We start from the raw sequence: 26233 nt of genomic DNA, 5'->3' as shown, positions 1-26233 counted from the left end.
CGATGAAACGTGTTTCTCAACTGACCGCGCTGGCCATGCTGTGCGGCCTCGCTTCATTTTCCTCTCTGGCTGCTGATATGCCGCACGCCATGACGCTGTCTCAACTTCAGGCACAACACGGCGCGGTGATCGACACCCGCGCCAGCGCGTTTTACAACGGCTGGCCGCAAACGCTGAGCGCGCCCTCCGGGCATGAGCCCGCCGCACTTAACCTTTCCGCCTCCTGGCTTGGCGCGATGAGCGATGACCAGATTGCCGTCTGGGCCAGACAGCACCAGCTTACGCCGGCCATGACGATCGCGCTCTACGGTCGCGACGCCGATAATCAGGCGGTCAAAGCGCGGCTGGAAAAAGCCGGCTACCACCAGATTTCCGTGCTCAACGATGCCCTGCAGGTACCTGAGCGTCTGCAGCGTTTGCCGCACTTTGAACAACTCGTCTACCCGGAGTGGATCCACCAGCTTCAGCAGGGTAAACCCGTCGCTGCCGCGCCGACGGGCGACTGGAAAGTCATTGAAGCCGCATGGGGCGCGCCGAAGTTTTATCTGCTGAACCATATTCCCGGTGCCGGCTACATTGATACCAACGAAGTGGAAAGCGAACCGCTGTGGAATAAAGTTTCTGACGACACGCTAAAAGCGATGCTGGCGAAGCACGGGATCCGTCACGATACGACCGTCATTCTGTATGGCCGTGACGTATATGCCGCCGCCCGCGTGGCGCAGATCATGCTGTATGCGGGCGTGAAGGACGTCCGCATTCTTGATGGCGGCTGGAAAGCCTGGTCTGACGCGGGTCTGCCGGTTGAACGGGGAATGCCCAAAGACGTGAAGCCCGCCCCCGATTTTGGGGCACCGATCCCCGGCCAGCCGCAGTTGATGGTGGATATGGCGCAAGCACGCGGGATGCTGCATCGCCAGGACGCGTCGCTGGTCAGCATTCGTTCCTGGCCGGAGTTCATCGGCGAAACCAGCGGCTACAGCTACATCAAGCCAAAAGGTGAAATTGCCGGTGCCCGCTGGGGTCATGCCGGTAGCGACGCCACCCATATGGAAGATTTCCATAATCCGGATGGCACCATGCGCAGCGCTGACGACATCGCCGCCATGTGGAAAACCTGGAACATCCTGCCGGAACAGCACGTCGCGTTTTACTGCGGCACCGGCTGGCGTGCGTCCGAGACGTTTATGTACGCACGGGCGATGGGCTGGAAAAATGTCGCCGTCTATGACGGCGGCTGGTACGAGTGGAGCAGTCATCCACAGAACCCCGTCTCCAGCGGAAAACGCGGGCCAGAAAGTACACGCTAACGGGTAAGTGACTTCAGCGTCACATACCCGCTCCAGATGCGCGTTGTGGTGGTCAGCCAGCACAACGCGCCAAATATCCACGCCAGCACGCTGAAGTGCGCCGGAAAGAGGCAGCACAGCACAAACAGGGCGATCGTCTCCGTCCCCTCCGTTAACCCACCAATATAGTAAAACGACTTATGCGCGTAGCCGGGGTTGTCGATGTTGTGTTTCGCTGCCAGCGTGGCAAATGCCAGAAAACTGCTCCCGGTACCGATAAAGGCAAACAACAGCCAGCCAGCGGCAAGCGCATTCTCTGCGGGGGCCGCCAGCGCGAATCCGAAGGGAACCAGCGCGTAAAACAGAAAATCGAGGGCGATATCAAGAAATCCTCCCGCATCCGTCAGCCCGCGCCGGCGCGCCAGCGCACCGTCCAGACCATCCAGTAGGCGATTCAGCACGATGGCGACGAGCGCCGCCGGATACCAGCCGAGGGCCAGAAACGGTAAGGCCAGAACGCCTATGGCAAACCCGGTCAGGGTTAATCCGTCAGGCGTGATCCCCGGCTTATCCACTACTGACACCAGTCGGTTGAGCGTGGGTTTAATCCGCGGGTGCAGATGACGATCAAGCATGGGGATCCTCTTTAAACGTGGCACATAACCCCTGCGCCGGGATGTCCAGCGCGGCATTAAAGCGTGCAGAGAGATTCTGAAACGCAACCAGCGCCGTCATTTCGGCGATCGCGTCCTCGCTGAAATGGCGTGTGATCTCACTTTTGATTTCGTCATTCACACGGGGCGGCGTCGCGGTGACAGCCTCGGCATAGGCCAGCGCCGCACGCTCCTCTTCGCTAAAAAGAGCGGAATCACGCCACGCGTTGACGGCCTGAACCTTATCCAATGCGCCCGAGCGCTCCGCCAGGCGCAAACTGTTGGCATCGATACAAAAAGCACAGTGACAAAGCTGCGATACCCGGGTCATTAACAGCGAACGAAGCACCGGCGACAGGCGCGCGTGACGACGTTCGAGAAAACCGACGAACAATGCCACCAGCCAGAAAAGACGTGGCATCCTTCCCCACCAGCGCGTGGGGTTAAGCACAGCACCAAAGTGTTTTTTCTGCATGGCGGCAATCGGTTTAATGCTGACCGGAAGGGTGGCGATGGGATCTACCCAGGTGGACGTCTCTTTCACCTGATTCTCCTGATGGCTGGACTCTTAGAAAGGGCACGATAATATGGTGTTTTTCGCTAACAAGTATTGACGACCATGCTAAAAACAGTCGATGTCGTTGCGGCAATCATCGAAAAAGACAACAAAATTTTACTGGCCCAGCGCCCGGCTCATGCCGACCAGCCGGGCATGTGGGAATTCGCAGGCGGAAAAGTAGAAGCCGGTGAGACGCAGCCCGAGGCGCTTGTCCGCGAGCTGCACGAAGAGCTCGGCATCCACGCGCAGCCTGGTGAGTATGTGGCAAGCCATCAGCGTGAGGTGTCACAGCGGTTAATCAACCTTCACGCCTGGCACGTTCCGGCGTTCAGCGGCGCGCTGACGGCGCATTACCACAGTGCGCTGGTGTGGTGTACGCCCGAAGATGCATTTGGTTTCAACTTAGCGCCTGCGGACATCCCGCTGCTGGAGGCGTTTATTGTTTTACGCGACGCCAGACCAGCGGATTCGTGCTAATGGTGCGTTCATCACGCTGGCACTGCAACAGAATGCCGTCCGCTTTTACCACTGCCCCTTCCGAATAGTTCTGATCCTGATAGATGCAGCACTGGTTACACGGCTGCGCTCGCTGGCCGTTGGAGCTGAACACCTCCGGCGGCACATTCACGTCCACATCCGGGCGAATGCGGTCTGCCTGCGCGCCTGCGGTAAACATCAAACATAACGCGGCTATCACGTAACGGTTCATAGACTTATCTTCCTGTTGTGCCCTGATAAAGACTATAACGGTAAACCGGCGCAGAACCTTTAATTTATCTCGTCATCGCTTTTGGTTATGACGCAGCCCCGCTGATTAATTTCCCTTTCGGCATGCATTTCTGCTTGCTTCACAAAGCGGTACGGATGGTATAGTCAAAAAAACAACACAATTCGTATAAGCAATATACATAAAATAATATAAGGGGTTCTTATATCTATGGATCAGACACGCTCTCTGGAAACTTTCCTCTCTTATGTTCAACAGCGCGACCCGCATCAAAGTGAGTTTGCGCAGGCCGTACGTGAAGTCATGACCACGTTGTGGCCGTTCCTTGAAGAAAACCCACGTTATCGCCAGATGTCACTGCTTGAGCGCCTCGTGGAGCCGGAGCGCGTGATCCAGTTTCGCGTGACCTGGGTAGATGACCGTAATCAGGTCCAGGTTAACCGCGCGTGGCGCGTGCAGTTTAATTCCGCCATCGGCCCGTTTAAGGGCGGGATGCGTTTCCATCCTTCCGTGAATCTGTCGATTTTAAAATTCCTCGGCTTTGAGCAGACGTTTAAAAACGCCCTTACGACCCTGCCCATGGGCGGCGGGAAAGGCGGCAGTGATTTCGATCCGAAAGGCAAAAGCGAAGGCGAAGTGATGCGTTTCTGTCAGGCGCTGATGACCGAACTCTATCGTCATCTTGGTCCCGATACTGACGTTCCGGCGGGCGATATCGGCGTCGGTGCGCGTGAAGTGGGCTTTATGGCCGGCATGATGAAAAAGCTTTCGAATAATAGCGCCTGTGTCTTTACGGGCAAAGGGCTCTCCTTTGGCGGCAGCCTGATCCGTCCGGAAGCCACCGGCTACGGGCTGGTCTATTTTACCGAGGCGATGCTGAAGCGCCACGGCTTAGGGTTTGAAGGTATGCGCGTGGCGGTGTCCGGCTCCGGTAACGTGGCTCAGTACGCCATTGAGAAGGCGATGCAGTTTGGTGCCCGCGTGGTTACCGCGTCAGATTCACGCGGTACCGTGGTGGATGAAGCCGGTTTTACGGCCGAGAAGCTGTCTCGCCTGTGCGACATTAAAGCCAGCCGCGACGGCCGTCTGGCGGATTATGCCCGTGAATTTGGTCTGACCTGGCTCGAAGGCAAACAGCCGTGGGGCGTGCCGGTCGATATCGCCCTGCCATGTGCGACCCAGAACGAACTGGATACCGAGGCCGCACGCACCCTGATTACCAACGGCGTGAAGGCCGTGGCCGAAGGGGCGAATATGCCAACCACCATCGAAGCGACCGATCTGTTCCTTGAGGCTGGCGTGCTGTTTGCGCCGGGCAAAGCCGCGAACGCCGGTGGCGTGGCGACCTCTGGCCTGGAGATGGCGCAAAACGCCGCGCGCCTCGGCTGGAAGGCAGAGAAAGTGGATGCGCGTCTGCACCACATTATGCTGGATATTCACCACGCCTGCGTCGAGTACGGCGGTGAGGCATCGCAAACCAACTACGTGCGCGGAGCAAATATCGCCGGGTTCGTGAAGGTCGCGGATGCGATGATGGGGCAAGGGGTTATCTAAGCACGCTGTCGCCCTTTCCCGTCGGGAGAGGGCGACAACCGAAAGCACATCAGGCTGCGCTTTTTTTCTTTTTGAACGGTTTCTTCGGCGCACCACCCGGTGCAACCATCCCCCGGAACTGCTTCACCGGCGTATTACGCGCCTGGTTAATCAGCTCGTACAAGGTCCCCACCAGCGGCTGCATAAAGTCCTGATAGCGACACTGCTTTTCACTGATTTGCGTCAGCACAGATTCCCAGTGTGCCGTCATGTCCGGCCTTGCGGCCAGCTCAGGCAGTGAGTGGATCAATGCGCGCCCCGGTTCAGTCGAGTGGATATAGCGCCCTTTTTTCTCCAGAAAACCGCGCTTAAACAGCAGCTCGATAATGCCCGCACGGGTCGCTTCCGTGCCCAGTCCGTCGGTGGCACGCAAGATCTTCTTCAGATCCTTATCCTGAACAAAACGGGCGATCCCGGTCATTGCCGAGAGCAGTGTCGCATCGGTGAAGTGGCGCGGCGGTTGGGTCTGGCGTTCAACCACTTCGCCTTTCTCACACAGCAGCTCGTCATCTTTGGCGACCACCGGCAGCGGCGTGCCGTCATTCTCTTCGTCACGCTCTTTGTTGCCAAGCAGCGTGCGCCAGCCAGCCTCCGCCAGGAAACGCGCCTTGGCGATAAATTTTCCTTTGGCAATTTCCAGCTCAATCACGCATTTGCGGAACACGGCGTCCGGGCAGAACTGCATCAGGTACTGACGAGCAACCAGGTTATACACCTTCGCTTCGTTTTCCGTGAGGTTAACGTTGCTGGCGCGCGCCGTAGGGATAATCGCATGGTGGGCATCCACCTTTTTATCATCCCAGCAGCGGTTATGAATGTCCGGATTCACAACCGGTTGTGGCAGCAGATCCGGCGCGTGAACGGCAATGGCGTTCATCACCGAGTGACGGCCGGCAAAGTGCTCTTCCGGCAGATACCGGCTGTCCGAACGCGGATAGGTAATGAGTTTGTGGGTTTCGTAGAGCTTCTGGCAGATATCAAGGACGTTCTGCGCGCTCAGACCGAAGCGTTTCGCCGCTTCAATCTGCAGCGCGGAAAGCGAGAACGGCAGCGGCGCGGGTTCTGATTCCCGTTTATCGTTATAGCTGGTGACAATAGCAGGCTGACCGGTAATCCGGTTGACCACGTGCTCCGCCAGCGGACGGTGCAGCAACCGCCCCTCTTCATCCTGATACGATTCGCAGGCATCGCTTGGCTGCCAGACGGCGGTAAAGCGCTCGTCTTTTGGCGTGACGATATGCGCTTTAACCTCAAAGAAATCTTTAGCGACGAAATTCTCAATCTCTTCGTCACGACGCACCACCAGCCCCAGCACCGGCGTTTGCACACGCCCGACGGAGAGGACGCCCTGATAACCGGCATTACGCCCCAGAATGGTGTAGGCGCGGGTCATGTTGATCCCGTAAAGCCAGTCCGCACGAGCGCGGGCCAGCGCGGAAACGCACAGCGGAATAAATTCGCTGTTCGCGCGCAGACGTGAAATGGCCCGCTCCACGGCCTGCGGATTGAGGTCGTTAATCAGGCAGCGTTGGACCTGCTGGCGTTTTTCCGGCGCCAGCTCCAGATAGTCCAGCACCTCATCCACCAGCAGTTGCCCTTCCCTGTCCGGGTCACCTGCGTGGATGACTTCCGTCGCGTCATGCAAAAAACGTTTAATCACGTTGAGCTGTTTGGTGACGGAAGGCCGTGGCTGCAGGCGCCATTTTTCAGGGACGATGGGCAGGTCATTGAGGTTCCAGCGGGCATAGCGGCTGTCGTAGACATCCGGCTGCGCCTGCTCAAGCAGGTGACCGATACACCAGGTGACCACCTGCCCGTTACCGCATTCGATAAAGCCGTCGCCCTTGCGATGCGGCTTCGGCAGCACATCGGCAATGGCACGGGCCAGGCTCGGCTTTTCGGCAATAAACAACCGCATTGAATTAACGGATCTCAATCATCGGTCGGCCACCGCGCGCGGTCACCAGTTCACCGATCGCCGTCAGGGTAATACCAAACTCTGCGGCCGTCGCCTGAACGTCGGCTTCAGCGTCTGGCGTGACCGCCAGCAGCAAACCACCGGACGTTTGTGGATCGCACAGCAGATTGCGCCACGCTTCAGGCATTTCGCCCATCAGATGACCATAGCTGGCAAAGTTACGCTGGGTACCGCCCGGAACGGCGCCCGCTGCAATGTACTCCTCCACACCCGGCAGCTTCGGCACGTCCTGATACCAGACCTGCGCCTGTACGCCCGCGCCCTGACACACTTCGGAGAGGTGTCCGAGAAGGCCAAAACCGGTCACGTCGGTCATGGCTTTCACGCCGTCGATATTCGCAAAGGCCGCACCCGCGAGATTCATCTGGCACATGACCTCGGTTGCCAGCCCCTGGTGTTCCGGCTTCAGCAGCGATTTTTTCTCCGCAGTAGTGAGGACACCAATGCCCAGCGGTTTGGTGAGGAACAGCTTGCAGCCCGCCTGCGCGGTGCTGTTGCGTTTCACGCGCTCGGTGGGCACCACGCCCGTGACCGCGAGACCGAAGATCGGCTCCGGCGCATCGATAGAATGTCCCCCGGCCAGCGCGATCCCCGCCTGCTGGCAGGCAAAACGTCCCCCTTCGATCACCTCACGAGCAATTTCAGGAGCAAGGGTGTTAATCGGCCAGCCCAGAATGGCAATCGCCATAATCGGTTTGCCCCCCATGGCGAAAATATCGCTGATGGCGTTGGTGGCCGCAATACGCCCGAAATCGAACGGGTTGTCGACAATCGGCATAAAGAAGTCGGTGGTACTGATAATGCTGGTGCCGTTACCCAGATCATAAACTGCCGCATCGTCACGCGTTTCGTTACCGACAAGCAGGTTCGGGTCGACAAACTTCGCCTGTTCACTGTGGAGAATGGTCTCCAGCACTTTCGGGGAAATTTTACAACCGCAACCGGCTCCGTGGCTGTATTGCGTTAAACGAATGGTTTGCTCGCTCATGGACGTCTCCTGTCATCTCAATCGCGCTATGGTAGCGCTCATTCCATAAAGAGGTAAGTATGACTGTCTGAATTCTGCGGCAGATGCTCAGAATCCAGACAGTTTAGCGCGCGTTATCAGAAACGGCTGACGAAAGGCGTGGTGTCCGGCACATTAATGGTGGCGGAGGCTTTAAGCTGAGGCGTGCCGAGATAGAGGAAGCCGACAATTTTATCATGTTCACCACAGGCGAATCCGTCGCGAACCGGCTGGCTGTTGGTCAGCGGCCCTGTGCGCCAGATACCGTTAAACCCTTGCGCCACGGCGGCCATTTGCATTGCCATGACGGCACAGCCGGCAGACATTTCCTGCTCCCAGACCGGCACTTTGTGGTCGGCCTGACATTTCGCCACGACAGCGATGATCATCGGCGCACGGAATGGCGCACTGCGGGCTTTCTCAATACCCTTCTCATCCTGACCTGCGGCAACCGCCCCCTGCTCCAGTATCTGACTGAAACGATCGCGGCCTTCACCTTCAATCACAAAGAAGTGCCATGGCTGCAGCGTACCATGATCCGGTGCACGCAGGCCGGCACGCAGAATATTCTCCAGTTGCTCCCCAGCCGGCGCCGGCTCGGTGAGACGTGAAGCGCTACGGCGGTTAACAAGCAGTTCAAGTGCGTCCATTGGTTAACTCCTTTCTTGAAATTTACTCACAAAATTAACACGGCGGCAGATTTTGTTACAGCGTAGCAGGCGATTCCTGCTGACAAGTGACGGTTGGGTCATTACGATAACCGCACATTGCCGTCCCGTGGCGACGGAAACAGTCATTTTCTGGTTAGGGAGAATACATGCGAACCCTTTGGCGAATCATTGCCGGTTTCTTTAAATGGACGTGGCGACTGCTCAACTTCGTCCGCAACCTGGTGATGAATATCTTCTTCATCCTCCTGGTTCTGGTTTGCGCAGGCGTCTGGATGCATATCAGCAACGCAAATCAGGCGCAGCATTCGACTCGCGGGGCGCTGTTACTTGATATCACGGGCGTCATCGTCGATAAGCCGTCCACCAGCAATCGTCTGGGCGTTATTGGCCGTCAGCTGTTTGGCGCGACATCAGACCGTCTTCAGGAAAACTCCCTGTTCGATATCGTCGACACCATTCGTCAGGCAAAAGATGACCGCAACATTACCGGCATCGTGCTGGATCTGAAAGATTTTGCCGGCGGCGACCAGCCTTCAATGCAATACATTGGTAAAGCACTGCGCGAATTCCGCGACAGCGGCAAGCCGGTGATTGCGGTCGGGGACAGCTACAGCCAGGGGCAATATTATCTGGCCAGCTTCGCCAATAAAATCTGGCTCTCCCCGCAGGGTACGGTCGATCTGCATGGCTTTGCCACTAACGGTCTGTATTACAAATCGCTGCTCGACAAACTGAAAGTCACCACCCACGTCTTCCGCGTCGGAACCTATAAATCCGCCGTGGAGCCGTTTATTCGTGATGATATGTCCCCTGCGGCCCGTGAAGCGGACAGCCGCTGGATTGGTGAGCTGTGGCAGAACTATCTGAGCGCCGTGGCCGCTAACCGCCAGATAACCGCTGAACAGGTGTTCCCTGGCGCGCAGGGCGTGCTGGAGGGCCTGCGCAAGGTTGATGGTGATACCGCAAAATATGCGCTGGATAACAAACTGGTCGATGCGCTGGGCACCAGCGCGGATATCGAAAAATCACTGAGCAAACAGTTTGGCTGGAGCAAAGAGGATAAAAACTTCAGCGCTATCAGCATGTACGATTATGCGACCAAAAAGCCGGATGACAGCGGTGACAGTGTCGCAGTGGTCTTTGCTAATGGTGCCATCATGGACGGCGAGGAAACGCCGGGTAACGTGGGTGGCGATACCACCGCATCGCAAATCCGTGATGCTCGCCTTGATCCGAAAGTGAAGGCGATTGTACTGCGCGTAAACAGCCCTGGCGGCAGCGTCAGCGCTTCTGAAGTGATCCGCGCTGAACTTGCCGCGGCACGTGCAGCTGGCAAGCCGGTAGTGGTATCGATGGGTGGAATGGCGGCCTCGGGCGGTTACTGGATTTCAACCCCGGCTAACTACATCGTCGCCAACCCGAGCACGCTGACCGGCTCGATTGGCATCTTTGGGGTGATTAACACCGTGGAAAACAGCCTGGATTATCTGGGCGTCCATACCGATGGCGTTGCCACTTCACCGCTGGCGGATGTGTCGGTCACCAAATCGCTGCCGCCTGAAGTCTCTGAGATGATGCAGCTCAGTATCGAGAACGGCTATAAGCGCTTTATTACGCTGGTGGCAGAGTCCCGTAAAAAGACACCGCAACAGATCGACGACATTGCGCAGGGCCACGTCTGGACCGGCCAGGATGCGAAGAATAATGGTCTGGTAGACAGCCTGGGCGACTTTGATGACGCGGTGAAGAAAGCCGCCGAACTGGCGAAGCTCAAGCAGTGGCACGTTGAGTATTACCAGGACGAGCCGTCGTTCTTTGACCTGGTGATGAACAGCATGTCCGGCTCCGTGCGCGCCATGTTGCCTGAGGCGCTGCAGGCGTATCTGCCTGCGCCAGTCGCGACGGCGGCTAAAGCGATGAAAGCGGAAAGCGACAAACTGGCGGCCTTTAACGATCCACAAAGCCGTTACGCGTTTTGTCTGACCTGCGCAAACGTCCGTTAAACACCGTCCCCTCTTCCCGTGAAGAGGGGATTTTTTTCTTTTGAAGAACAAGAACTCACTACCATGCAGAAGAAATCGATTTATGTAGCCTACACTGGCGGTACCATCGGTATGCAGCGCTCTGAAAACGGCTATATCCCGGTCTCCGGCCACCTTCAGCGCCAGCTCGCGCTGATGCCTGAATTCCACCGTCCGGAAATGCCTGACTTCACCATCCACGAATACGAGCCGCTGATGGACTCCTCCGATATGACGCCGGAAGACTGGCAGCATATCGCGGACGACATTAAAGCCCATTACGACCAGTACGACGGCTTTGTGATCCTGCATGGTACCGACACAATGGCGTTTACCGCCTCGGCACTCTCCTTCATGCTGGAGAATCTGGGCAAACCCGTCATCGTCACCGGCTCGCAAATTCCGCTGGCGGAGCTGCGTTCTGACGGGCAGATCAACCTGCTCAACTCCCTGTATGTGGCAGCGAATTACCCGATTAACGAAGTGTCGCTGTTCTTCAACAACCGACTGTATCGCGGCAACCGGACCACGAAGGCGCACGCCGATGGCTTTGACGCTTTCGCCTCACCGAACCTGCAGCCGCTGCTGGAGGCGGGCATCCATATTCGTCGTCTGGGCACCCCGCCTGCGCCGAGCACGGCGGGCGAACTGATTGTTCATCCGATCACGCCGCAACCGATTGGCGTGGTAACGATTTACCCGGGTATCTCTGCAGATGTGGTGCGTAACTTCCTGCGCCAGCCGGTAAAAGCGCTGATCCTGCGCTCATACGGCGTGGGCAATGCCCCGCAGAACGGCGAGTTCCTGAAAGAGCTGCAGGAAGCGAGCGAGCGCGGGATCGTGGTGGTTAACCTGACGCAATGCATGTCCGGTAAAGTCAACATGGGCGGTTACGCCACCGGTAACGCCCTCGCGCATGCAGGCGTTATCAGCGGATTCGATATGACCGTTGAAGCCACGCTGACTAAACTTCACTATTTACTGAGTCAGGATCTGGACATTCAGTCCATCCGCAGCGCGATGATGCAAAACCTGCGCGGCGAACTGACGCCGGACGAATAAGGAGGCACCATGACGCAACGCGCCCTGTTACTGGTCGATTTGCAAAATGATTTCTGTGCGGGCGGCGCACTGGCCGTCGCTGAAGGTGACAGCACCGTAGACGTGGCGAATACGCTGATTGAGTGGTGCAAAACGCGGGGTGAGGCGGTTGTCGCAAGCCAGGACTGGCACCCGGCTGATCACGGCAGTTTTGCCAGCCAGCACGGCGTTGAGCCCTTCACTCAGGGTGAACTTGACGGCCTGGCACAAACCTTCTGGCCGGATCACTGCGTGCAGCAGACGGAAGGTGCGCAGCTGCATCCGCTGCTGAATCAGAAGGCCATCGACGCGGTGTTTCATAAAGGGGAAAACCCGTCTATCGACAGCTACAGCGCCTTCTTTGATAACGGACATCGCCAGAAAACGGCGCTGGACGGGTGGTTACGCCATCACGAAATCACCGAACTGATTGTGCTGGGTCTGGCGACGGATTACTGCGTGAAGTTCACCGTGCTGGACGCCCTCCAGCTAGGCTATACCGTCAGCGTCATCACCGACGGCTGTCGCGGGGTGAACATTCAACCGCAGGACAGCGCACAGGCGTTTATGGATATGGCCGCGGAAGGCGCCACCCTGTATACCCTGGAAGACTGGCTGGAAACGCACGCCTGACCTTCTCGCCGGGCAAGCCACAGTGCTGCCCGGCACGCCCCGTCTCATTCCCCATAAAGTGAACTCCCTCGCATCACCAGCGAAGCGGCAATGCTATTCTCTTCAGGCTGTTTTTTCGCCACGCCTTTTCCGTGGCGTGGTTATTTTTGTTAAGTCAAAGAGGAACTTGTATGAAACGTTTGCCTTTGCTGGCAGCATTACCCCTGCTTTGCGCGTCAGTTGCTTCCGCCACTCCCCTGATGTCTGTGGGATATTTTAACGGCGGTGGCGATGTCACCGCCGGTCCCGGTGGCGATATCAATACGCTCGACGTTCGTCAGATTACCCACCTGAACTACTCATTTGGTCTGGTCTATAACGATGAGAAAGACGAAACCCATGCTGCACTGAAAGATCCAGCGAAACTTCATCAGATCTGGCTGTCGCCAAAAGTCGCCGCCGATCTGGCGCTAATCCCGACGCTGCGTAAGCAAAATCCAAACCTGAAAGTGCTGCTCTCCGTGGGCGGATGGGGTGCGCGTGGCTTCTCCGGCGCAGCCGCGACCCAAGAGAGCCGTGCGGTGTTTATCCGCTCGGCTCAGGAGATTGTCGAAAAATATGCACTCGACGGCATCGATCTTGACTGGGAATACCCGGTAAATGGCGCATGGGGGCTGGTGGCCAGCACGCCAGCCGATCGCGATAACTTCACCGCACTGCTGAAAGAATTGCGCGCCGCCTTCGGCCATAAAAAGCTGGTCACCATCGCGGTGGGGGCAAATGCAGAAAGTCCGAAAAGCTGGGTGGATGTTAAGGCCATTGCCCCGCTGCTCGACTACATCAACCTGATGACCTACGACATGGCGTATGGCACACAGTATTTCAACGCCAATCTGTATGACTCCAGCGACTGGCCAACGGTGGCCGCCGCAGACAAATACAGCGTGGATTTTGTGGTGAACAACTATCTGGCGGCCGGGCTGAAGCCGCAGCAGATGAACCTCGGGATTGGTTTTTACGGCCGCGTGCCGAAACGCGCCGTGGAGCCCGGTATTGACTGGACAAAACCCGATGCGCAAAACCATCCGGTGACCCAGCCCTACTTTGGGCCTCAGGAAACCGGCTTGTTCGCGTCACTGGGTTACGACCTGACCAAAGATACGTATGTGAAGTACAACGATATTGTGAAAAAGCTCTTAAACGACCCGCAGAAGCGTTTTACCGAACACTGGGACGAACGGGCGCAAGTGCCGTGGCTTTCAGTGAATGCGGCGGACGGCAAGGCACTGTTTGCCCTTTCCTATGAGAACCCGCGTTCCGTCGCCATCAAAGCGGATTACATCAAGGAGAAAGGTCTCGCCGGGGCGATGTTCTGGGAGTACGGCGCGGATGACAATAACCAGTTAGCGAAACAGCTGGCGGAGTCGCTGGGAATTAAACCCAAAGAGTAAGGTAAGCACGCCCTCTCTCCAGAGAGAGGGCGCTGGCAGGACTGCCGCCCACCGTTACTGCATTTTTATCGTCGCGATCGGCTTTGGCGTGATACCAAAGTCCTCTTTCAGCTCGCGCTTGCTCTTCATCACCATCTGGCCTTGAGTGTCGATAGTCATGTGTTGCGCGTCGGTATTGTTACGCGCCTGCCAGAGCATCACCAGTTGCAGACTGTTCTCTTTTTGCTCCGGCGTGAGCGCGACACCGTCCGGCCATTTTCCCAGTTCAACAGCAGTCACCAGGCGTTGATACACCTCCGGCGTCATACCGCTAATCATGTCATCAATATTCACGATCTCTCCCTTTCAAAGGAATAATTTGCTGAATCGTTTTTTCAACCTTTGATCTGGTCACCGTTTTCATCATCGGTGAAGCTCATCGACGCTGAATTCACACAGAAACGCTCACCCGTCGGCTGAGGGCCATCCGGGAAGACGTGTCCAAGGTGAGCGTCACAGGTTCCGCAACGAATTTCAGTTCGCACCATGCCGTGCGACGTGTCGCTCAGGTAGCGGATCGCATCGTCGCTGACCGGCTCATAAAAGCTTGGCCAGCCACAGCCAGAATCGAACTTCGTTTGGGAATTGAACAACGGGGCATCACATACCAGACAGTGGTAGACACCGTCGCGCTTGTTGTGCAGTAAACGGCCGGTAAAAGGCGGTTCGGTTCCGTGATTTTGCGTCACGTAAAACTGCATTTCGGTGAGGTTTTTTTTCAAATCGTCAGGGTTACGTTGGTTCGACATATGCTTACATCTCGCTGTAGAAACAGACACCTTTTAACCCGGATTCTAACAAAACATTAACACCCTTGCGTGCACTTTTGTTCTAAACTTATGTGTCGCGAAAAGGCGGTCAGGCAATTGTGATCATGTTCACATTTTTATCCTGCGAGGACTTTAAAATGCCGCGCGCAGCCCCCATGTGGTTGCTAGCTCAAAGGGAAAGTGAGGCGAGTCAGTCGCACAAACGTTAGTCACAGGATTGATTTGTCGCAATGATTGACACGATTCCGCTTGACGCTGCGTAAGGTTTTTGTAATTTTACAGGCAACCTTTTATTCACTAACAAATAGCTGGTGGAATATATGACTATCAAAGTAGGTATCAACGGTTTTGGCCGTATCGGCCGTATTGTTTTCCGTGCTGCTCAGAAACGTTCTGACATCGAAATCGTTGGTATCAACGATCTCCTGGACGCTGAATACATGGCGTACATGCTGAAGTACGACTCAACTCACGGTCGTTTCGACGGCACCGTTGAAGTGAAAGACGGCCACCTGGTTGTTAATGGCAAAACCATCCGCGTTACTGCTGAGAAAGACCCAGCTAACCTGAAATGGAACGAAATCGGTGTTGATGTTGTAGCTGAAGCTACCGGTATCTTCCTGACCGACGAAACTGCGCGTAAACACATCACCGCGGGTGCGAAAAAAGTTGTTCTGACCGGTCCTTCTAAAGACAACACCCCAATGTTCGTTCGTGGTGCAAACTTCGAAACTTACGCTGGCCAGGACATCGTTTCTAACGCATCCTGCACCACCAACTGCCTGGCACCGCTGGCTAAAGTAATCAACGACAACTTCGGCATCGTCGAAGGTCTGATGACTACCGTTCACGCGACCACAGCGACTCAGAAAACTGTTGACGGCCCGTCTCACAAAGACTGGCGTGGCGGCCGTGGCGCGGCTCAGAACATCATCCCATCCTCTACCGGTGCAGCTAAAGCTGTAGGTAAAGTACTGCCAGAACTGAATGGCAAACTGACTGGTATGGCGTTCCGCGTTCCAACTCCTAACGTATCCGTTGTTGACCTGACCGTTCGTCTGGAAAAAGCTGCTTCTTATGAAGAAATTAAGAAAGCAATCAAAGCTGCTTCCGAAGGCGCAATGAAAGGCGTTCTGGGCTACACCGAAGACGACGTTGTATCTACCGATTTCAACGGCGAAGTGTGCACTTCCGTGTTCGATGCTAAAGCAGGTATCGCACTGAACGACAACTTCGTGAAACTGGTTTCCTGGTACGACAACGAAACCGGCTACTCCAACAAAGTACTGGATCTGATCGCTCACATCTCCAAATAAGTTGAGATGAGTTCTTGATCCAAAAAGGCGACTTCGGTCGCCTTTTTTATTGTTTTTAGACAGAGGATTGCTTAATGATTAATAAAATTTTTGCACTTCCGGTAGTCGAACAACTTACCCCTGTGCTCTCCCGCCGCCAGATTGATGGTGCGGATATCATCGTCGTTGACCACCCGCGCGTAAAAGCCTCCGTGGCGCTGAACGGCGCACACCTGCTCTCCTGGAAACCGGAAGGCGAAACGGAAGCACTGTGGCTGAGCGACGCGACCTCCTTTAAAAAAGGGGATGCGATTCGCGGCGGCGTGCCTATTTGCTGGCCGTGGTTTGGTCCTTCCGCTGAGAAAGGCCTGCCTTCTCACGGTTTTGCCCGTAACCAGCAGTGGACGCTGAAAGCGCACAATGAAGACGATAACGGTGCGGTACTGACCTTTGAGCTGCAGGCGAATGAGGAAACCCACGCCCTGTGGCCGCATGATTTCACCCTGTACGCACGCTTCAAGCTGGGCAAAACCTGCGAAATCGAACTGGAAGCGCACGGTGAATTTGAAACCACCTCCGCCCTGCACACCTATTTCAACGTTGGTGACATCAGCGCCGTGAAGGTGAGCGGCCTTGGCGATACCTTTATCGACAAAGTGGATAACGCGAAAGAAGGAAAACTGAGCGACGGCATTCAGACGTTCCCGGACCGTACTGACCGCGTTTACCTGCATCCGGAAGCGTGCAACGTGATCCACGACAGCGCCCTGAACCGTGGTATCGAAGTGGTACACCACCATCACAGCAACGTGGTGGGCTGGAACCCAGGCCCGGCACTTTCTGTCAGTATGGCCGACGTGCGTGATGACGGTTACAAAACCTTCGTCTGTGTGGAAACGGCGTGCGTCACTGCGCCACAAAAAACCAGCGAAGAAAAACCGTCTCGCTTAGGGCAGACAATCAGTATTGTGAAGCGCTAATACGCTACCGCCCCTCTTCCTGTAAAGGAGAGGGGCATGCGTCAGGATTAAACGACATCCAGCGGGCGTTTATGGGTGGGTGGCGGGAAAGCATTATCCAGTTTGTGACGTTCTTCCGCGGTGAGGGTTATCTCCAGCGCTCCAGCGTTGGCGTTAACATGCTCAATCGAGGCCGCTTTCGGTATGGCAATAACACCCTGATGGCGGATAACCCACGCCAGCAGAATTTGGGCGGCAGTGGCGCGGTGGTTATGCGCGATGGCATTCACGACCGGATGGTTCATCAGCCCCGAACGCAGGCGACCGGCCTGAGCCAGCGGGCAGTAAGCCATCACCGGCATCGCTTGTTGCTGACACCAGGGAAGCAGATCAAATTCAATTCCCCGTGACGCCAGATGATAAAGCACCTGATTAGTGGCACAGGCGGAACCGCCCTCTTCGCGCCACAGCGCCTGCATATCTTCATAATCCAGGTTTGAGACGCCCCAGCGGCCAATTTTTCCCTGCTGCTGGAGTCTTTCCATCAGCGTAATGGTTTCATCCAGGCCATAGTTACCGCGCCAGTGCAGAAGGTAGAGATCGGTATGGTCTGTCCCGAGACGTCGCAGACTGGCATCACACGCCGCCTGGCCTTTCAGACCGCCAGCGTTCCACGGGTAGACTTTTGATACCAGAAAAACGTTGTCGCGCTGGCCCTTAATGGCCTCCCCGACCACCTCTTCCGCTCCGCCTTCGGCATACATTTCAGCGGTATCAATTAACGTTAACCCCAGATCAATGCCCGCCCGCAGTGCATTCACTTCGGATTTACGCTGGCTGGCTTTTTCTCCCATATACCAGGTACCCTGTCCAATAGCCGGAAGTGGACGCCCTGCGGAAAAGGTCACGGTTTTTACGCTCATATCATCCCCTCTTTTTCGTTGCACCACACCAATGCAAACGGGGCGCAAGCGCCCCGTTTTGATGCAATGACTGCACTGTTTTAATGCACAATCAGAACTTGTAGGACACACCGACTGAGAATATGCCCGCCCAGGACTTATCAACCATCGGGCTGTCTTTCACTTCATCGCTCAGACGCTCATAGCGCCCGGTACCGTAGACGTTCCAGTCACCGAGGAAGTTATAGCTCGCCGTCAGCTCAAGGTACGGATCCCAGCCGTCGTCCGCACTGTAGCTCTTCAGACCGCTACGACGGGATTCGTTCTTAGAAACACCATAGTAGTAGTCGTTGTAGTTCTCACTGTTATATTGCACACCGATACCCGGGGTTAGCGTTAACGCACCGTTGGTGTAGCGATAGAGCCAGGCCAGATCCCAGATAAAACCGTTGCTGTTATCCAGCGTATCCCCCGCAAGTGCGGTACGCAGGAAGCCATATTCGGTGTTATGCACATAAGAGAGTCCCGCCATCATGGTGCTCTTACGCTTGTCGAGCTGGCGAAGCGCATGGCTGTCGCTGTCACCCGGCTTGAAGTGCGTAGGATCGTAGTAAGCCATGATGGAGAGCTTGTCGGCCGTATCATTCCAGAGATAGTAGCCACCGCCCAGACCGCGGAACCAGAAGTTATCGCCTTCATAGGTGACAACCGGAACTGGATAAACATCACGATCATACTGTTTGTATGGGCTGTTAATCACGCCAACGCCCGCGCCAACAGTCCACTGACTTTCCGCCGCCTGTGCGGTGCTAGCAGCGGTTGCGGCAAGTACGCCCAATGCCAGAAGTTTGAGTTTGGTCACAATCCATTCTTTCCTGTAGTCAAATAATCAGCGAGAGAAGTTTAACCGCCATTGTCGTACATCCCAAAATTTTTTGCCTGCTAATCAGTCTGATTAACCCGTTATTTTCAACTTTTCAGGTGACAGCCTGCTTTCATTTATATGACTACTGAATGAAAAACGTGCTTTTACCCTAAAACAGCAGGGGAAATTTTTGGATGAGTTATTGATATGTCATTGAAATTAGATTTTATCGGCATGCAAGTTTTGCAAATGCCATCTACGCTTTAAATTAAGAAGAGTTTTTTCTGAACACCCTGCGGTTCTTAGCGTCTGACCTGGCACACAGGTTGCTGCTCTGGCAGTGAGGTGCGAGAGATTCTCTTCCGGGAGCCTCCACTACTCATACGAACGGCTCTTATCCTGTGCTAAAAAACGAAAGGACGGCATGCCATGAATATATTCGATCACTATCGCCAGCGTTATGAAGCTGCCAAGGACGAAGAGTTCACACTGCAGGAGTTTCTTACCATTTGTCGGCAAGATCGCAGTGCCTATGCCAATGCGGCAGAACGGCTATTAATGGCTATTGGTGAGCCAAACATGGTTGATACTGCCCTGGAACCTCGGCTTTCCCGTCTCTTTTCGAATCGGGTGGTCGCCCGATACCCGGCGTTTGAAGAGTTCTATGGTATGGAAGATGCCATCGAACAGATTGTCTCCTACCTGAAGCATGCCGCCCAGGGTCTGGAAGAGAAGAAACAGATCCTTTATTTACTCGGCCCTGTGGGTGGGGGTAAATCATCACTGGCTGAACGTCTGAAATCACTGATGCAGCGCGTCCCTATCTATGTGCTGAGCGCTAACGGTGAACGCAGCCCGGTGAATGACCATCCGCTGTGCCTGTTTAATCCGCAGGAAGATGCGCAAATTCTGGATAAAGAGTTTGGTATTCCGCGGCGCTATCTTGGCACCATCATGTCGCCATGGGCGGCAAAACGCCTGCACGAGTTTGGTGGGGATATCACCAAATTCCGCGTCGTCAAGGTGTGGCCATCCATTCTGGAACAGATTGCTATCGCCAAAACTGAACCGGGGGATGAGAACAACCAGGATATCTCCGCCCTGGTGGGTAAAGTCGATATTCGTAAGCTGGAAAACTACGCGCAAAACGACCCGGATGCCTACGGTTACTCGGGTGCGCTGTGCCGCGCCAACCAGGGGATTATGGAGTTCGTCGAGATGTTTAAAGCACCGATTAAAGTGCTGCATCCGCTGCTGACGGCCACCCAGGAAGGGAACTACAACGGTACGGAAGGTATTTCCGCCCTGCCGTTTAACGGCATTATCCTCGCGCACTCAAACGAATCTGAGTGGGTCTCCTTCCGTAATAACAAAAACAATGAGGCGTTCCTTGACCGTGTCTACATCGTCAAAGTGCCTTATTGCCTGCGGATCTCCGAAGAGATCAAAATTTACGAGAAACTGCTTAACCACAGTGAGCTGGTACACGCACCTTGCGCACCAGGCACTCTGGAAACGCTGTCACGCTTCTCCATTCTTTCGCGCCTGAAAGAGCCGGAAAACTCCAGCATCTACTCGAAAATGCGTGTGTATGACGGGGAAAGCCTGAAAGATACCGACCCGAAAGCGAAGTCTTATCAGGAGTACCGCGACTACGCCGGTGTGGACGAAGGGATGAACGGTCTGTCCACGCGTTTCGCCTTTAAGATCCTCTCCCGCGTGTTTAACTTCGACCATGCGGAAGTGGCGGCCAACCCGGTTCATCTGTTCTACGTGCTGGAGCAGCAAATTGAACGCGAGCAGTTCCCGCAGGAACAGGCTGAACGCTACCTTGAGTTCCTGAAAGGCTACCTGATCCCGAAATATGCGGAGTTCATCGGCAAAGAGATCCAGACCGCCTACCTGGAGTCTTATTCAGAGTACGGGCAGAACATTTTTGACCGTTATGTCACCTATGCTGACTTCTGGATCCAGGATCAGGAGTACCGCGACCCGGATACCGGCCAGCTGTTCGACCGGGAATCCCTGAACGCAGAGCTGGAAAAAATCGAGAAGCCGGCCGGGATCAGTAACCCGAAAGACTTCCGTAACGAGATTGTGAACTTCGTCCTGCGCGCCAGAGCGCATAACAACGGACGTAATCCAAACTGGACCAGCTACGAGAAACTGCGCACGGTAATCGAGAAGAAAATGTTCTCCAATACCGAAGAGCTGTTGCCGGTGATTTCGTTTAACACCAAAACGTCAACCGATGAGCAGAAAAAGCACGACGATTTTGTCGACCGTATGATGGAGAAAGGCTACACCCGCAAACAGGTTCGCCTGCTCTGCGAATGGTATCTGCGCGTACGTAAATCGTCTTAATACAAGTACAAGTGCCCGGTAGCGCATACGCCTGCCGGGCTACAAAAATGTCCGGCACGTCCGGACACTGCAAGTTGGCAAATGCAGTACGGGGGATATATGACCTGGTTTATTGACCGTCGTCTTAACGGCAAAAACAAGAGCACGGTAAATCGCCAGCGCTTCTTGCGCCGTTATAAAGCGCAAATTAAACAGTCGATCTCCGAGGCCATCAATAAACGCTCGGTGACCGACGTCGACAGCGGCGAATCTGTCTCCATCCCCACCGATGACATCAGCGAACCGATGTTTCATCAGGGACGTGGCGGCCTGCGCCATCGCGTACACCCAGGTAATGACCACTTCGTGCAGAACGACAGAATCGAGCGCCCGCAAGGCGGCGGGGGCGGTTCAGGAAGCGGTCAGGGACAGGCCAGCCAGGACGGTGAAGGACAGGATGAGTTTGTCTTCCAGATTTCAAAAGATGAGTATCTCGACCTGCTGTTTGAGGATCTGGCGCTGCCGAATCTGAAAAAGAACCAGCATCGTCAGCTTAACGAGTACAAAACCCATCGCGCGGGATATACCGCAAACGGCGTGCCCGCCAACATCAGCGTGGTCCGTTCGCTGCAGAACTCTCTGGCGCGACGCACGGCCATGACGGCAGGTAAACGGCGCGAACTCCGCGAGCTGGAGAGCAGCCTGAAGGTGGTGGAAAATACTGAACCAGCGCAACTGCTGGAAGAGGAACGCCTGCGCAAAGAGATAGCCGAACTCCGGGCTAAAATAGACCGGGTACCGTTTATCGACACCTTCGACCTGCGCTACAAGAATTACGAAAAACGCCCCGAACCGTCGAGCCAGGCGGTCATGTTCTGTCTGATGGATGTCTCCGGCTCGATGGACCAGGCCACCAAGGATATGGCGAAGCGTTTTTATATCCTGCTCTATCTGTTCCTGAGCAGAACCTATAAGAACGTGGAAGTGGTCTATATTCGCCACCACACTCAGGCGAAAGAGGTGGATGAACATGAGTTCTTCTACTCGCAGGAGACCGGTGGCACCATCGTGTCGAGCGCTCTGAAACTGATGGATGAAGTGGTGAAAGAGCGTTACGACCCTGCGCAGTGGAACATCTATGCCGCGCAGGCATCAGATGGCGATAACTGGGCAGATGACTCCCCGCTGTGTCACGATATTCTGGCGAAGAAAATTCTGCCGGTGGTGCGTTACTACAGCTATATCGAAATTACCCGCCGTGCTCACCAGACGCTGTGGCGTGAGTATGAACATCTGCAATCGATGTTTGATAACTTTGCCATGCAGCATATCCGCGATCAGGATGATATCTATCCGGTGTTCAGGGAATTGTTCCATAAACAAAGTTCAACAACAAGTTAATCATCATTAATCAGCCAGTTATTTATACTAACTGGCTGATCTTTTGGCTTTCAGGGTAATTTGCCTGTAAAGGGCAAGCGGATTATTTAATACCTCAACAATCCCATGTTTGACTAAAATTCTTTCTTCCGATATTGGCACACCCCTACCAGGGTTATATGTTTGTTGGATAAGCTATACGATAAACTAAGGATAAGCATATCCGGAGAAGGAAGAACAACAGGCGAATAAAAATTGCCCAAAGCAGGAACGTATTGCTGACCTACCAAAACCGAACATTGAATCCACCTTACCTCCAGTGTTAGAGTCATCAACTCGCGGCCATTTACACATAATTTTAAGCGTTAAGCCCCGTAGGGCCTTTTCACAGATGCGTTATGCAGCCATTGAAAATATTTCTCCACCGACGGCAGAACAACTTACCCAACTCCAGGGCGCGCCAGAGTTTACTGACGCACAGGTGGCCTACCTCGCAGTACTGAGTGGTAGCAATCACTACAGGTAATATACGGGTGGAGAGCCTCCTCGTGGATGGGAATGCATATACTATTTTTATGGATGTCGCGCTGACTTTTAGCCAAAATGAAAAGAAATTGGTACCACGCTAACTAACACCAGATAAGTATTCAAGGAGTCTTTAATGTTTCGATGGATAAAAAAAGCAAACAGATCTAAAAACTATTTTTTGAAAAGGATCAAACTTAAGTTAAAACTTAACTTATTGAGTATGATTGCCGCTCAGGGGCGTACTTCTCGAACGAGACATGGGTCGGGCACAAACCATCTGATTATCCCCTTCATTGGTAAAGGGATTGGTGATGCTATTGTCATTGGTGGTGTGATTGAGACTCTGGTAAGAAACAATTTTCAGGTCTCTGTTATTGCAGATAAAAGGACGCACTTTCTCTTCAAAGAATGGCACAATTTAGAAGCTCTTTACTTTTATGAACCTAACAACAAAAAAATGCTAATCAAGGTGTTAAGGGAACTTCCACCTTTTGTATTTGTTGACTCGCATGAAATAACTCATTCAAATGTCGAAACATTTAATTTAATCAGACTAATAAAACCACACAAAACAATCGGTTTTACCAGGAAGTATCGTATCTATGACGAAGTAATTAACATTAGCTGCCCTTTGTCACATATAAGCACAAGATACATTGATTTCCTGAAGCATCTGGGGATATCGGCACAGAACTATGATTACACAGTGATCATACCTGACGACGATGTACAAAAAGCAAAGGATTTTCTTAAGAAAACCACTGATAAAAAAACGGTTGCGTTCATTCCTTACGGCAGTGTGAGTGAACGTTTCTTCTCAACAGGGCAGATTGAGGCCATTACCAGTCACATGGCTAAATATAAAGATACTTTTCACTTAATCATTCTTGGCGAACAACATAAAATAAAGCCTATTCCCGATTCAGATCATGTCACTAAGAGCTCATTGCCCTCATTCTTTTCGGCTGCACAAATTATAAAAGAGAGTGCACTCGTCATTTCTCCAGATACATCATTCGTGCATGTATCCAGAGCATTTAAGAAAAAACTAATTTGCCTCTATCCATTTAAAATGCTTGTCGCTCAGGCAGATAATGCTGATGTCTGGGGACCAAACTATGAATCAGCTATCCAGGTTAGACTGAAAGAGCGCCGCGTGATGGATACCGATGTTCGGCCTATACTGAATATTATTGACGAGCAATTGAAGAGTATCGCCGATAATAGTTCGAGATAAAGAAATCACATCTGTAATTTTTCTCGCTTCTCAGGACTTTCACTTTATGAAACCTGAGAAGCTTCATGCCTGTTAAGCGTTTTTAAATCTTTCTCCGATCTCACCAGCAAATTGCAGCTGGATATAATCTCTTCTGATGCCGACACTAATCAGCGGGAAAAACAATCGCCCAACAGCAACGTCTATCCCAACGGCGAAATATTCTGTGCTAAGGTTAAACGCTGCGTATTGGTATTTAACAGGTAAATCGCTATGTCTGATGACGTTAAGGGAACAACAACCCACCAGCAACTCATTACGTTGTTAACCCAGCAGGGCGCACGATTTCGCGTCATGGAGCATGACGCCGTGGGGAAATGCGAAGCGGTGAGTGAGATCCGCGGAACCGATCTGGGGCAAGGGGCAAAAGCACTGGTCTGTAAGGTGAAGGGAAACGGCGTAAAAAAACACGTTCTGGCGATCCTCGCCGCCGATCTGCAGGCCGATTTAAGCCAGCTTGCCAGCCATTTTGGGGGGATAAAAGCGTCTCTCGCAAGCCCTGCCGAAGTCGATACCCTGACCGCCTGCGTTTTTGGCGCCATTCCGCCTTTTAGCTTCCATCCCGATCTGGCACTGGTGGCCGACCCGCTCCTGTTCGAGCGTTTCGATGAAATCGCGTTTAACGCCGGTCTGCTGGAAAAATCCGTGATTATGGATACGCAGGATTATTTGCGTATCGCCCGTCCTGAGCTGGTGACGTTCCATAAAGCGTAATCGTGTAGGCTGGCATCACGTCAGCCTTTTTTTTCCAGAAAAATAACTGACGCGACCAGGATAATGGCAACAGCGAAAAACGATGAAGAGATGATCAGCGTTTCGACAAACATGTGATCGTACATTTTTGCGCCCCTTTTTCGATGCCTGCCCCTGTTTTATCCCCCGTAAATGACAGGGTTATGACAGCAGTAAAATCTTTTTAAAAACTGTCTTCAGCCGTGTTTCCGCGTAAAGTAAGCAGGCTTACTCTTTTGGCAAGGATTCCTTATGTTTGACCCGACTCTGCTCATTCTTCTGGCCCTCGCTGCGCTGGGCTTTGTCAGCCATAACACCACCGTCGCTATCTCAATTCTGGTGCTGATCATTGTGCGCGTGACCCCATTAAACACCTTTTTCCCGTGGATAGAAAAACAAGGTCTCACCATCGGGATCATCATTCTGACCATTGGGGTGATGGCACCTATCGCCAGCGGTACGCTGCCTGCCTCGACGCTGCTGCACTCGTTTGTAAACTGGAAATCGCTGATAGCGATAGCGGTAGGCGTTTTTGTCTCGTGGCTGGGCGGGCGTGGCGTTACGCTGATGAGCAGCCAGCCCTCGCTGGTGGCCGGTCTGCTGGTGGGAACCGTGCTCGGTGTGGCGCTCTTTCGTGGCGTTCCGGTGGGTCCGCTGATTGCGGCCGGGCTGGTCTCACTGTTTATCGGGAAGTCATAGTCAGGCTGGCTATATACCGCGCTGGCGTCTGCCCCAGCCCCTTCTTAAACATCGTGATAAACGCGGTGGTGGAGTCGTACCCCAGCGACTGTGCCACCTGCTGTACCGACTTTCCCCCAATCAACAGCTGTAACGCCACAATAAGCTGCAGCTGATGCCGCCAACGGCGAAAGCTCAGGCCCGTCTCTTTCACCACCAGGCGCGCCAGATTGCGCTCACTCATGGCAAAGTGGCTCGCCCATTGCGCCAGCGTCTGCCAGGCGGCAGGCTCTTCCGCCATCTTCTCGCTCATCAGCCGGATTTTTGGATGAGGCGAAACGGGCAGTTGCAAATGTTCCTGACGCTGCAGCGGTAGCTCGTCAAAAAGAACATCCACCAGACGCGATGTGGCAGCAAGCGAAAGCGCTTCACGTGATTTTTCCGCCAGCGATAAGATCAGTTCCCGCACCAGAGGGGAGATCTTCAGGGTGCAGCAGCGATCGGGCAAACTTACCGCTCCAGGTTCAATAAACAAAAAGCAAAGCTGGGCACCCGGCGTGGCCTTATTGCTGTGCGGCATCTGGCCAGGGATCCACACGGCATACTGGGGCGGTACCATCAGCATGGCGTTTTCCACTTCGCAGGTAATGGCTCCCCCCAGCGCCAGAATCAGCTGTCCCTTACGGTGTTGGTGTCGCGGAATATATTGTTCCTCCGCCACCACGCGGATGCGAAACGCGACAGCCGCATCATGCTGGCTATCGGGATCGTAGCCGTCCAGTCCGAGACCAATCATCAGGTTGTCCGATATTAGCGATAAACTGTC

At 54.2% G+C, this 26233-nt stretch carries 26 protein-coding genes; 14 read left to right on the top strand and 12 right to left on the bottom strand.

From position 1 onward, the window contains the following. Positions 1-2: 2 nt before the first annotated feature. Positions 3-1310: a rhodanese-like domain-containing protein gene (locus tag BJ887_RS16960; RefSeq protein WP_121340177.1), complete on the top strand. Its 1308-nt coding sequence runs from the start codon at positions 3-5 to the stop codon at positions 1308-1310. On the opposite strand, the gene BJ887_RS16955 is transcribed toward BJ887_RS16960, so the two are convergent. Continuing rightward, a complete protein-coding gene (locus tag BJ887_RS16955) occupies positions 1307-1924 on the bottom strand; it encodes a CDP-alcohol phosphatidyltransferase family protein (protein WP_121340176.1) in 618 nt (205 codons plus the stop codon). The two genes, BJ887_RS16960 and BJ887_RS16955, sit on opposite strands and share 4 nt — an antisense overlap. Then, on the bottom strand, positions 1917-2486 hold the full coding sequence (locus tag BJ887_RS16950) for a carboxymuconolactone decarboxylase family protein (RefSeq protein ID WP_121340175.1): 570 nt from the start codon (positions 2484-2486) through the stop codon (positions 1917-1919). The genes BJ887_RS16955 and BJ887_RS16950 overlap by 8 nt, the downstream gene beginning before the upstream one ends. A 75-nt stretch (positions 2487-2561) precedes the next feature. On the opposite strand from BJ887_RS16950, the gene BJ887_RS16945 reads away from it, so the two are divergent. After that, entirely contained in the window at positions 2562-2978 is a 417-nt protein-coding gene (locus BJ887_RS16945; RefSeq protein ID WP_025204417.1) for a pyrimidine (deoxy)nucleoside triphosphate diphosphatase, read from the top strand. Here BJ887_RS16945 and BJ887_RS16940 read toward each other — a convergent pair. Next, complete coding sequence (locus BJ887_RS16940) at positions 2938-3210, bottom strand: YnjH family protein (protein ID WP_020884433.1); 273 nt, start codon at positions 3208-3210, stop codon at positions 2938-2940. The two genes, BJ887_RS16945 and BJ887_RS16940, sit on opposite strands and share 41 nt — an antisense overlap. Before the next feature lie 228 nt (positions 3211-3438). On the opposite strand from BJ887_RS16940, the gene gdhA reads away from it, so the two are divergent. Further along, a complete protein-coding gene (gene gdhA / locus BJ887_RS16935; protein ID WP_121340174.1) occupies positions 3439-4782 on the top strand; it encodes an NADP-specific glutamate dehydrogenase in 1344 nt (447 codons plus the stop codon). A 49-nt stretch (positions 4783-4831) separates the two neighbouring features. On the opposite strand, the gene BJ887_RS16930 is transcribed toward gdhA, so the two are convergent. The 3 genes from BJ887_RS16930 to BJ887_RS16920 all read right to left on the bottom strand — a co-directional run bounded on the left by BJ887_RS16930 (position 4832) and on the right by BJ887_RS16920 (position 8455). Next, entirely contained in the window at positions 4832-6739 is a 1908-nt protein-coding gene (locus BJ887_RS16930; protein ID WP_020884435.1) for a DNA topoisomerase III, read from the bottom strand. A gap of 4 nt (positions 6740-6743) precedes the next feature. After that, positions 6744-7787: a selenide, water dikinase SelD gene (gene selD, locus BJ887_RS16925; RefSeq protein WP_020884436.1), complete on the bottom strand. Its 1044-nt coding sequence runs from the start codon at positions 7785-7787 to the stop codon at positions 6744-6746. A 116-nt stretch (positions 7788-7903) separates the two neighbouring features. Further along, positions 7904-8455 carry an NAD(P)H nitroreductase gene (locus tag BJ887_RS16920; protein ID WP_014169648.1) on the bottom strand — a complete coding sequence of 184 codons (552 nt, stop codon included), beginning with the start codon at positions 8453-8455 and terminating at the stop codon, positions 7904-7906. 167 nt (positions 8456-8622) lie between these two features. Between BJ887_RS16920 and sppA the strand changes: the two genes are divergently transcribed. The 4 genes from sppA to BJ887_RS16895 all read left to right on the top strand — a co-directional run bounded on the left by sppA (position 8623) and on the right by BJ887_RS16895 (position 13640). Continuing rightward, positions 8623-10479: a signal peptide peptidase SppA gene (gene sppA, locus BJ887_RS16910; RefSeq protein WP_121340173.1), complete on the top strand. Its 1857-nt coding sequence runs from the start codon at positions 8623-8625 to the stop codon at positions 10477-10479. A 63-nt stretch (positions 10480-10542) separates the two neighbouring features. Beyond that, positions 10543-11559 (top strand): asparaginase, encoded by a 1017-nt coding sequence (gene ansA / locus BJ887_RS16905; protein WP_020884438.1) that lies wholly within the window; start codon positions 10543-10545, stop codon positions 11557-11559. Between the two features lie 9 nt (positions 11560-11568). Then, on the top strand, positions 11569-12210 hold the full coding sequence (gene pncA, locus BJ887_RS16900) for a bifunctional nicotinamidase/pyrazinamidase (RefSeq protein WP_020884439.1): 642 nt from the start codon (positions 11569-11571) through the stop codon (positions 12208-12210). Between the two features lie 170 nt (positions 12211-12380). Next, entirely contained in the window at positions 12381-13640 is a 1260-nt protein-coding gene (locus tag BJ887_RS16895; RefSeq protein ID WP_020884440.1) for a glycoside hydrolase family 18 protein, read from the top strand. A gap of 54 nt (positions 13641-13694) precedes the next feature. Here the strand turns inward: BJ887_RS16895 and BJ887_RS16890 are convergent, their stop codons facing one another. Together BJ887_RS16890 and msrB are read right to left on the bottom strand one after the other, a co-directional pair. Beyond that, positions 13695-13958 (bottom strand): YeaC family protein, encoded by a 264-nt coding sequence (locus tag BJ887_RS16890; RefSeq protein WP_153852331.1) that lies wholly within the window; start codon positions 13956-13958, stop codon positions 13695-13697. A gap of 56 nt (positions 13959-14014) precedes the next feature. Continuing rightward, a complete protein-coding gene (gene msrB / locus BJ887_RS16885) occupies positions 14015-14428 on the bottom strand; it encodes a peptide-methionine (R)-S-oxide reductase MsrB (protein WP_020884441.1) in 414 nt (137 codons plus the stop codon). A 341-nt stretch (positions 14429-14769) separates the two neighbouring features. Between msrB and gapA the strand changes: the two genes are divergently transcribed. Beyond that, positions 14770-15765: a glyceraldehyde-3-phosphate dehydrogenase gene (gene gapA, locus BJ887_RS16880; protein WP_020884442.1), complete on the top strand. Its 996-nt coding sequence runs from the start codon at positions 14770-14772 to the stop codon at positions 15763-15765. Between the two features lie 74 nt (positions 15766-15839). Next, entirely contained in the window at positions 15840-16724 is an 885-nt protein-coding gene (locus BJ887_RS16875; RefSeq protein ID WP_121340172.1) for a D-hexose-6-phosphate mutarotase, read from the top strand. A 47-nt stretch (positions 16725-16771) separates the two neighbouring features. Here BJ887_RS16875 and BJ887_RS16870 read toward each other — a convergent pair whose 3' ends face one another. Both BJ887_RS16870 and BJ887_RS16865 read right to left on the bottom strand, forming a co-directional pair. After that, positions 16772-17626, bottom strand: coding sequence for an aldo/keto reductase (locus BJ887_RS16870; RefSeq protein WP_121340171.1), 855 nt, complete (start codon positions 17624-17626; stop codon positions 16772-16774). Between the two features lie 91 nt (positions 17627-17717). After that, positions 17718-18467 carry a MipA/OmpV family protein gene (locus BJ887_RS16865; RefSeq protein ID WP_121340170.1) on the bottom strand — a complete coding sequence of 250 codons (750 nt, stop codon included), beginning with the start codon at positions 18465-18467 and terminating at the stop codon, positions 17718-17720. Positions 18468-18899: 432 nt separating this feature from the next. On the opposite strand from BJ887_RS16865, the gene yeaG reads away from it, so the two are divergent. The 4 genes from yeaG (at position 18900) to BJ887_RS16845 (ending at position 24711) form a co-directional block, all read left to right on the top strand. Further along, positions 18900-20834, top strand: coding sequence for a protein kinase YeaG (gene yeaG, locus BJ887_RS16860; RefSeq protein WP_014169637.1), 1935 nt, complete (start codon positions 18900-18902; stop codon positions 20832-20834). 99 nt (positions 20835-20933) lie between these two features. Beyond that, a complete protein-coding gene (locus BJ887_RS16855) occupies positions 20934-22214 on the top strand; it encodes a YeaH/YhbH family protein (RefSeq protein ID WP_049022945.1) in 1281 nt (426 codons plus the stop codon). Between the two features lie 640 nt (positions 22215-22854). Then, positions 22855-23958 (top strand): glycosyltransferase family 9 protein, encoded by a 1104-nt coding sequence (locus tag BJ887_RS16850; RefSeq protein ID WP_121340169.1) that lies wholly within the window; start codon positions 22855-22857, stop codon positions 23956-23958. Between the two features lie 252 nt (positions 23959-24210). Next, a complete protein-coding gene (locus BJ887_RS16845; protein ID WP_014169635.1) occupies positions 24211-24711 on the top strand; it encodes a YbaK/prolyl-tRNA synthetase associated domain-containing protein in 501 nt (166 codons plus the stop codon). A 20-nt stretch (positions 24712-24731) separates the two neighbouring features. Here the strand turns inward: BJ887_RS16845 and yoaI are convergent, their stop codons facing one another. Then, positions 24732-24836 carry a small membrane protein YoaI gene (gene yoaI / locus BJ887_RS23195; protein WP_014169634.1) on the bottom strand — a complete coding sequence of 35 codons (105 nt, stop codon included), beginning with the start codon at positions 24834-24836 and terminating at the stop codon, positions 24732-24734. 145 nt (positions 24837-24981) lie between these two features. Here yoaI and BJ887_RS16840 point away from each other — a divergent pair, with 145 nt between their 5' ends. Then, the gene (locus BJ887_RS16840; RefSeq protein ID WP_014169633.1) at positions 24982-25428 is read left to right on the top strand and encodes a DUF441 domain-containing protein; all 447 of its coding nucleotides are present in this window, start codon (positions 24982-24984) and stop codon (positions 25426-25428) included. Here the strand turns inward: BJ887_RS16840 and BJ887_RS16835 are convergent. Next, the gene (locus BJ887_RS16835; protein ID WP_020884444.1) at positions 25412-26203 is read right to left on the bottom strand and encodes a helix-turn-helix transcriptional regulator; all 792 of its coding nucleotides are present in this window, start codon (positions 26201-26203) and stop codon (positions 25412-25414) included. The genes BJ887_RS16840 and BJ887_RS16835 overlap by 17 nt on opposite strands. Between the last annotated feature and the right edge of the window lie 30 nt (positions 26204-26233).

Source organism: Enterobacter sp. WPR_3_1 (genome assembly GCF_003635055.1).
Taxonomy (GTDB): Bacteria; Pseudomonadota; Gammaproteobacteria; order Enterobacterales; family Enterobacteriaceae; genus Enterobacter; species Enterobacter ludwigii.
The sequence above is the reverse complement of the archived record's forward strand: the minus strand, read 5'-3'. Positions and strand labels throughout refer to the sequence as shown.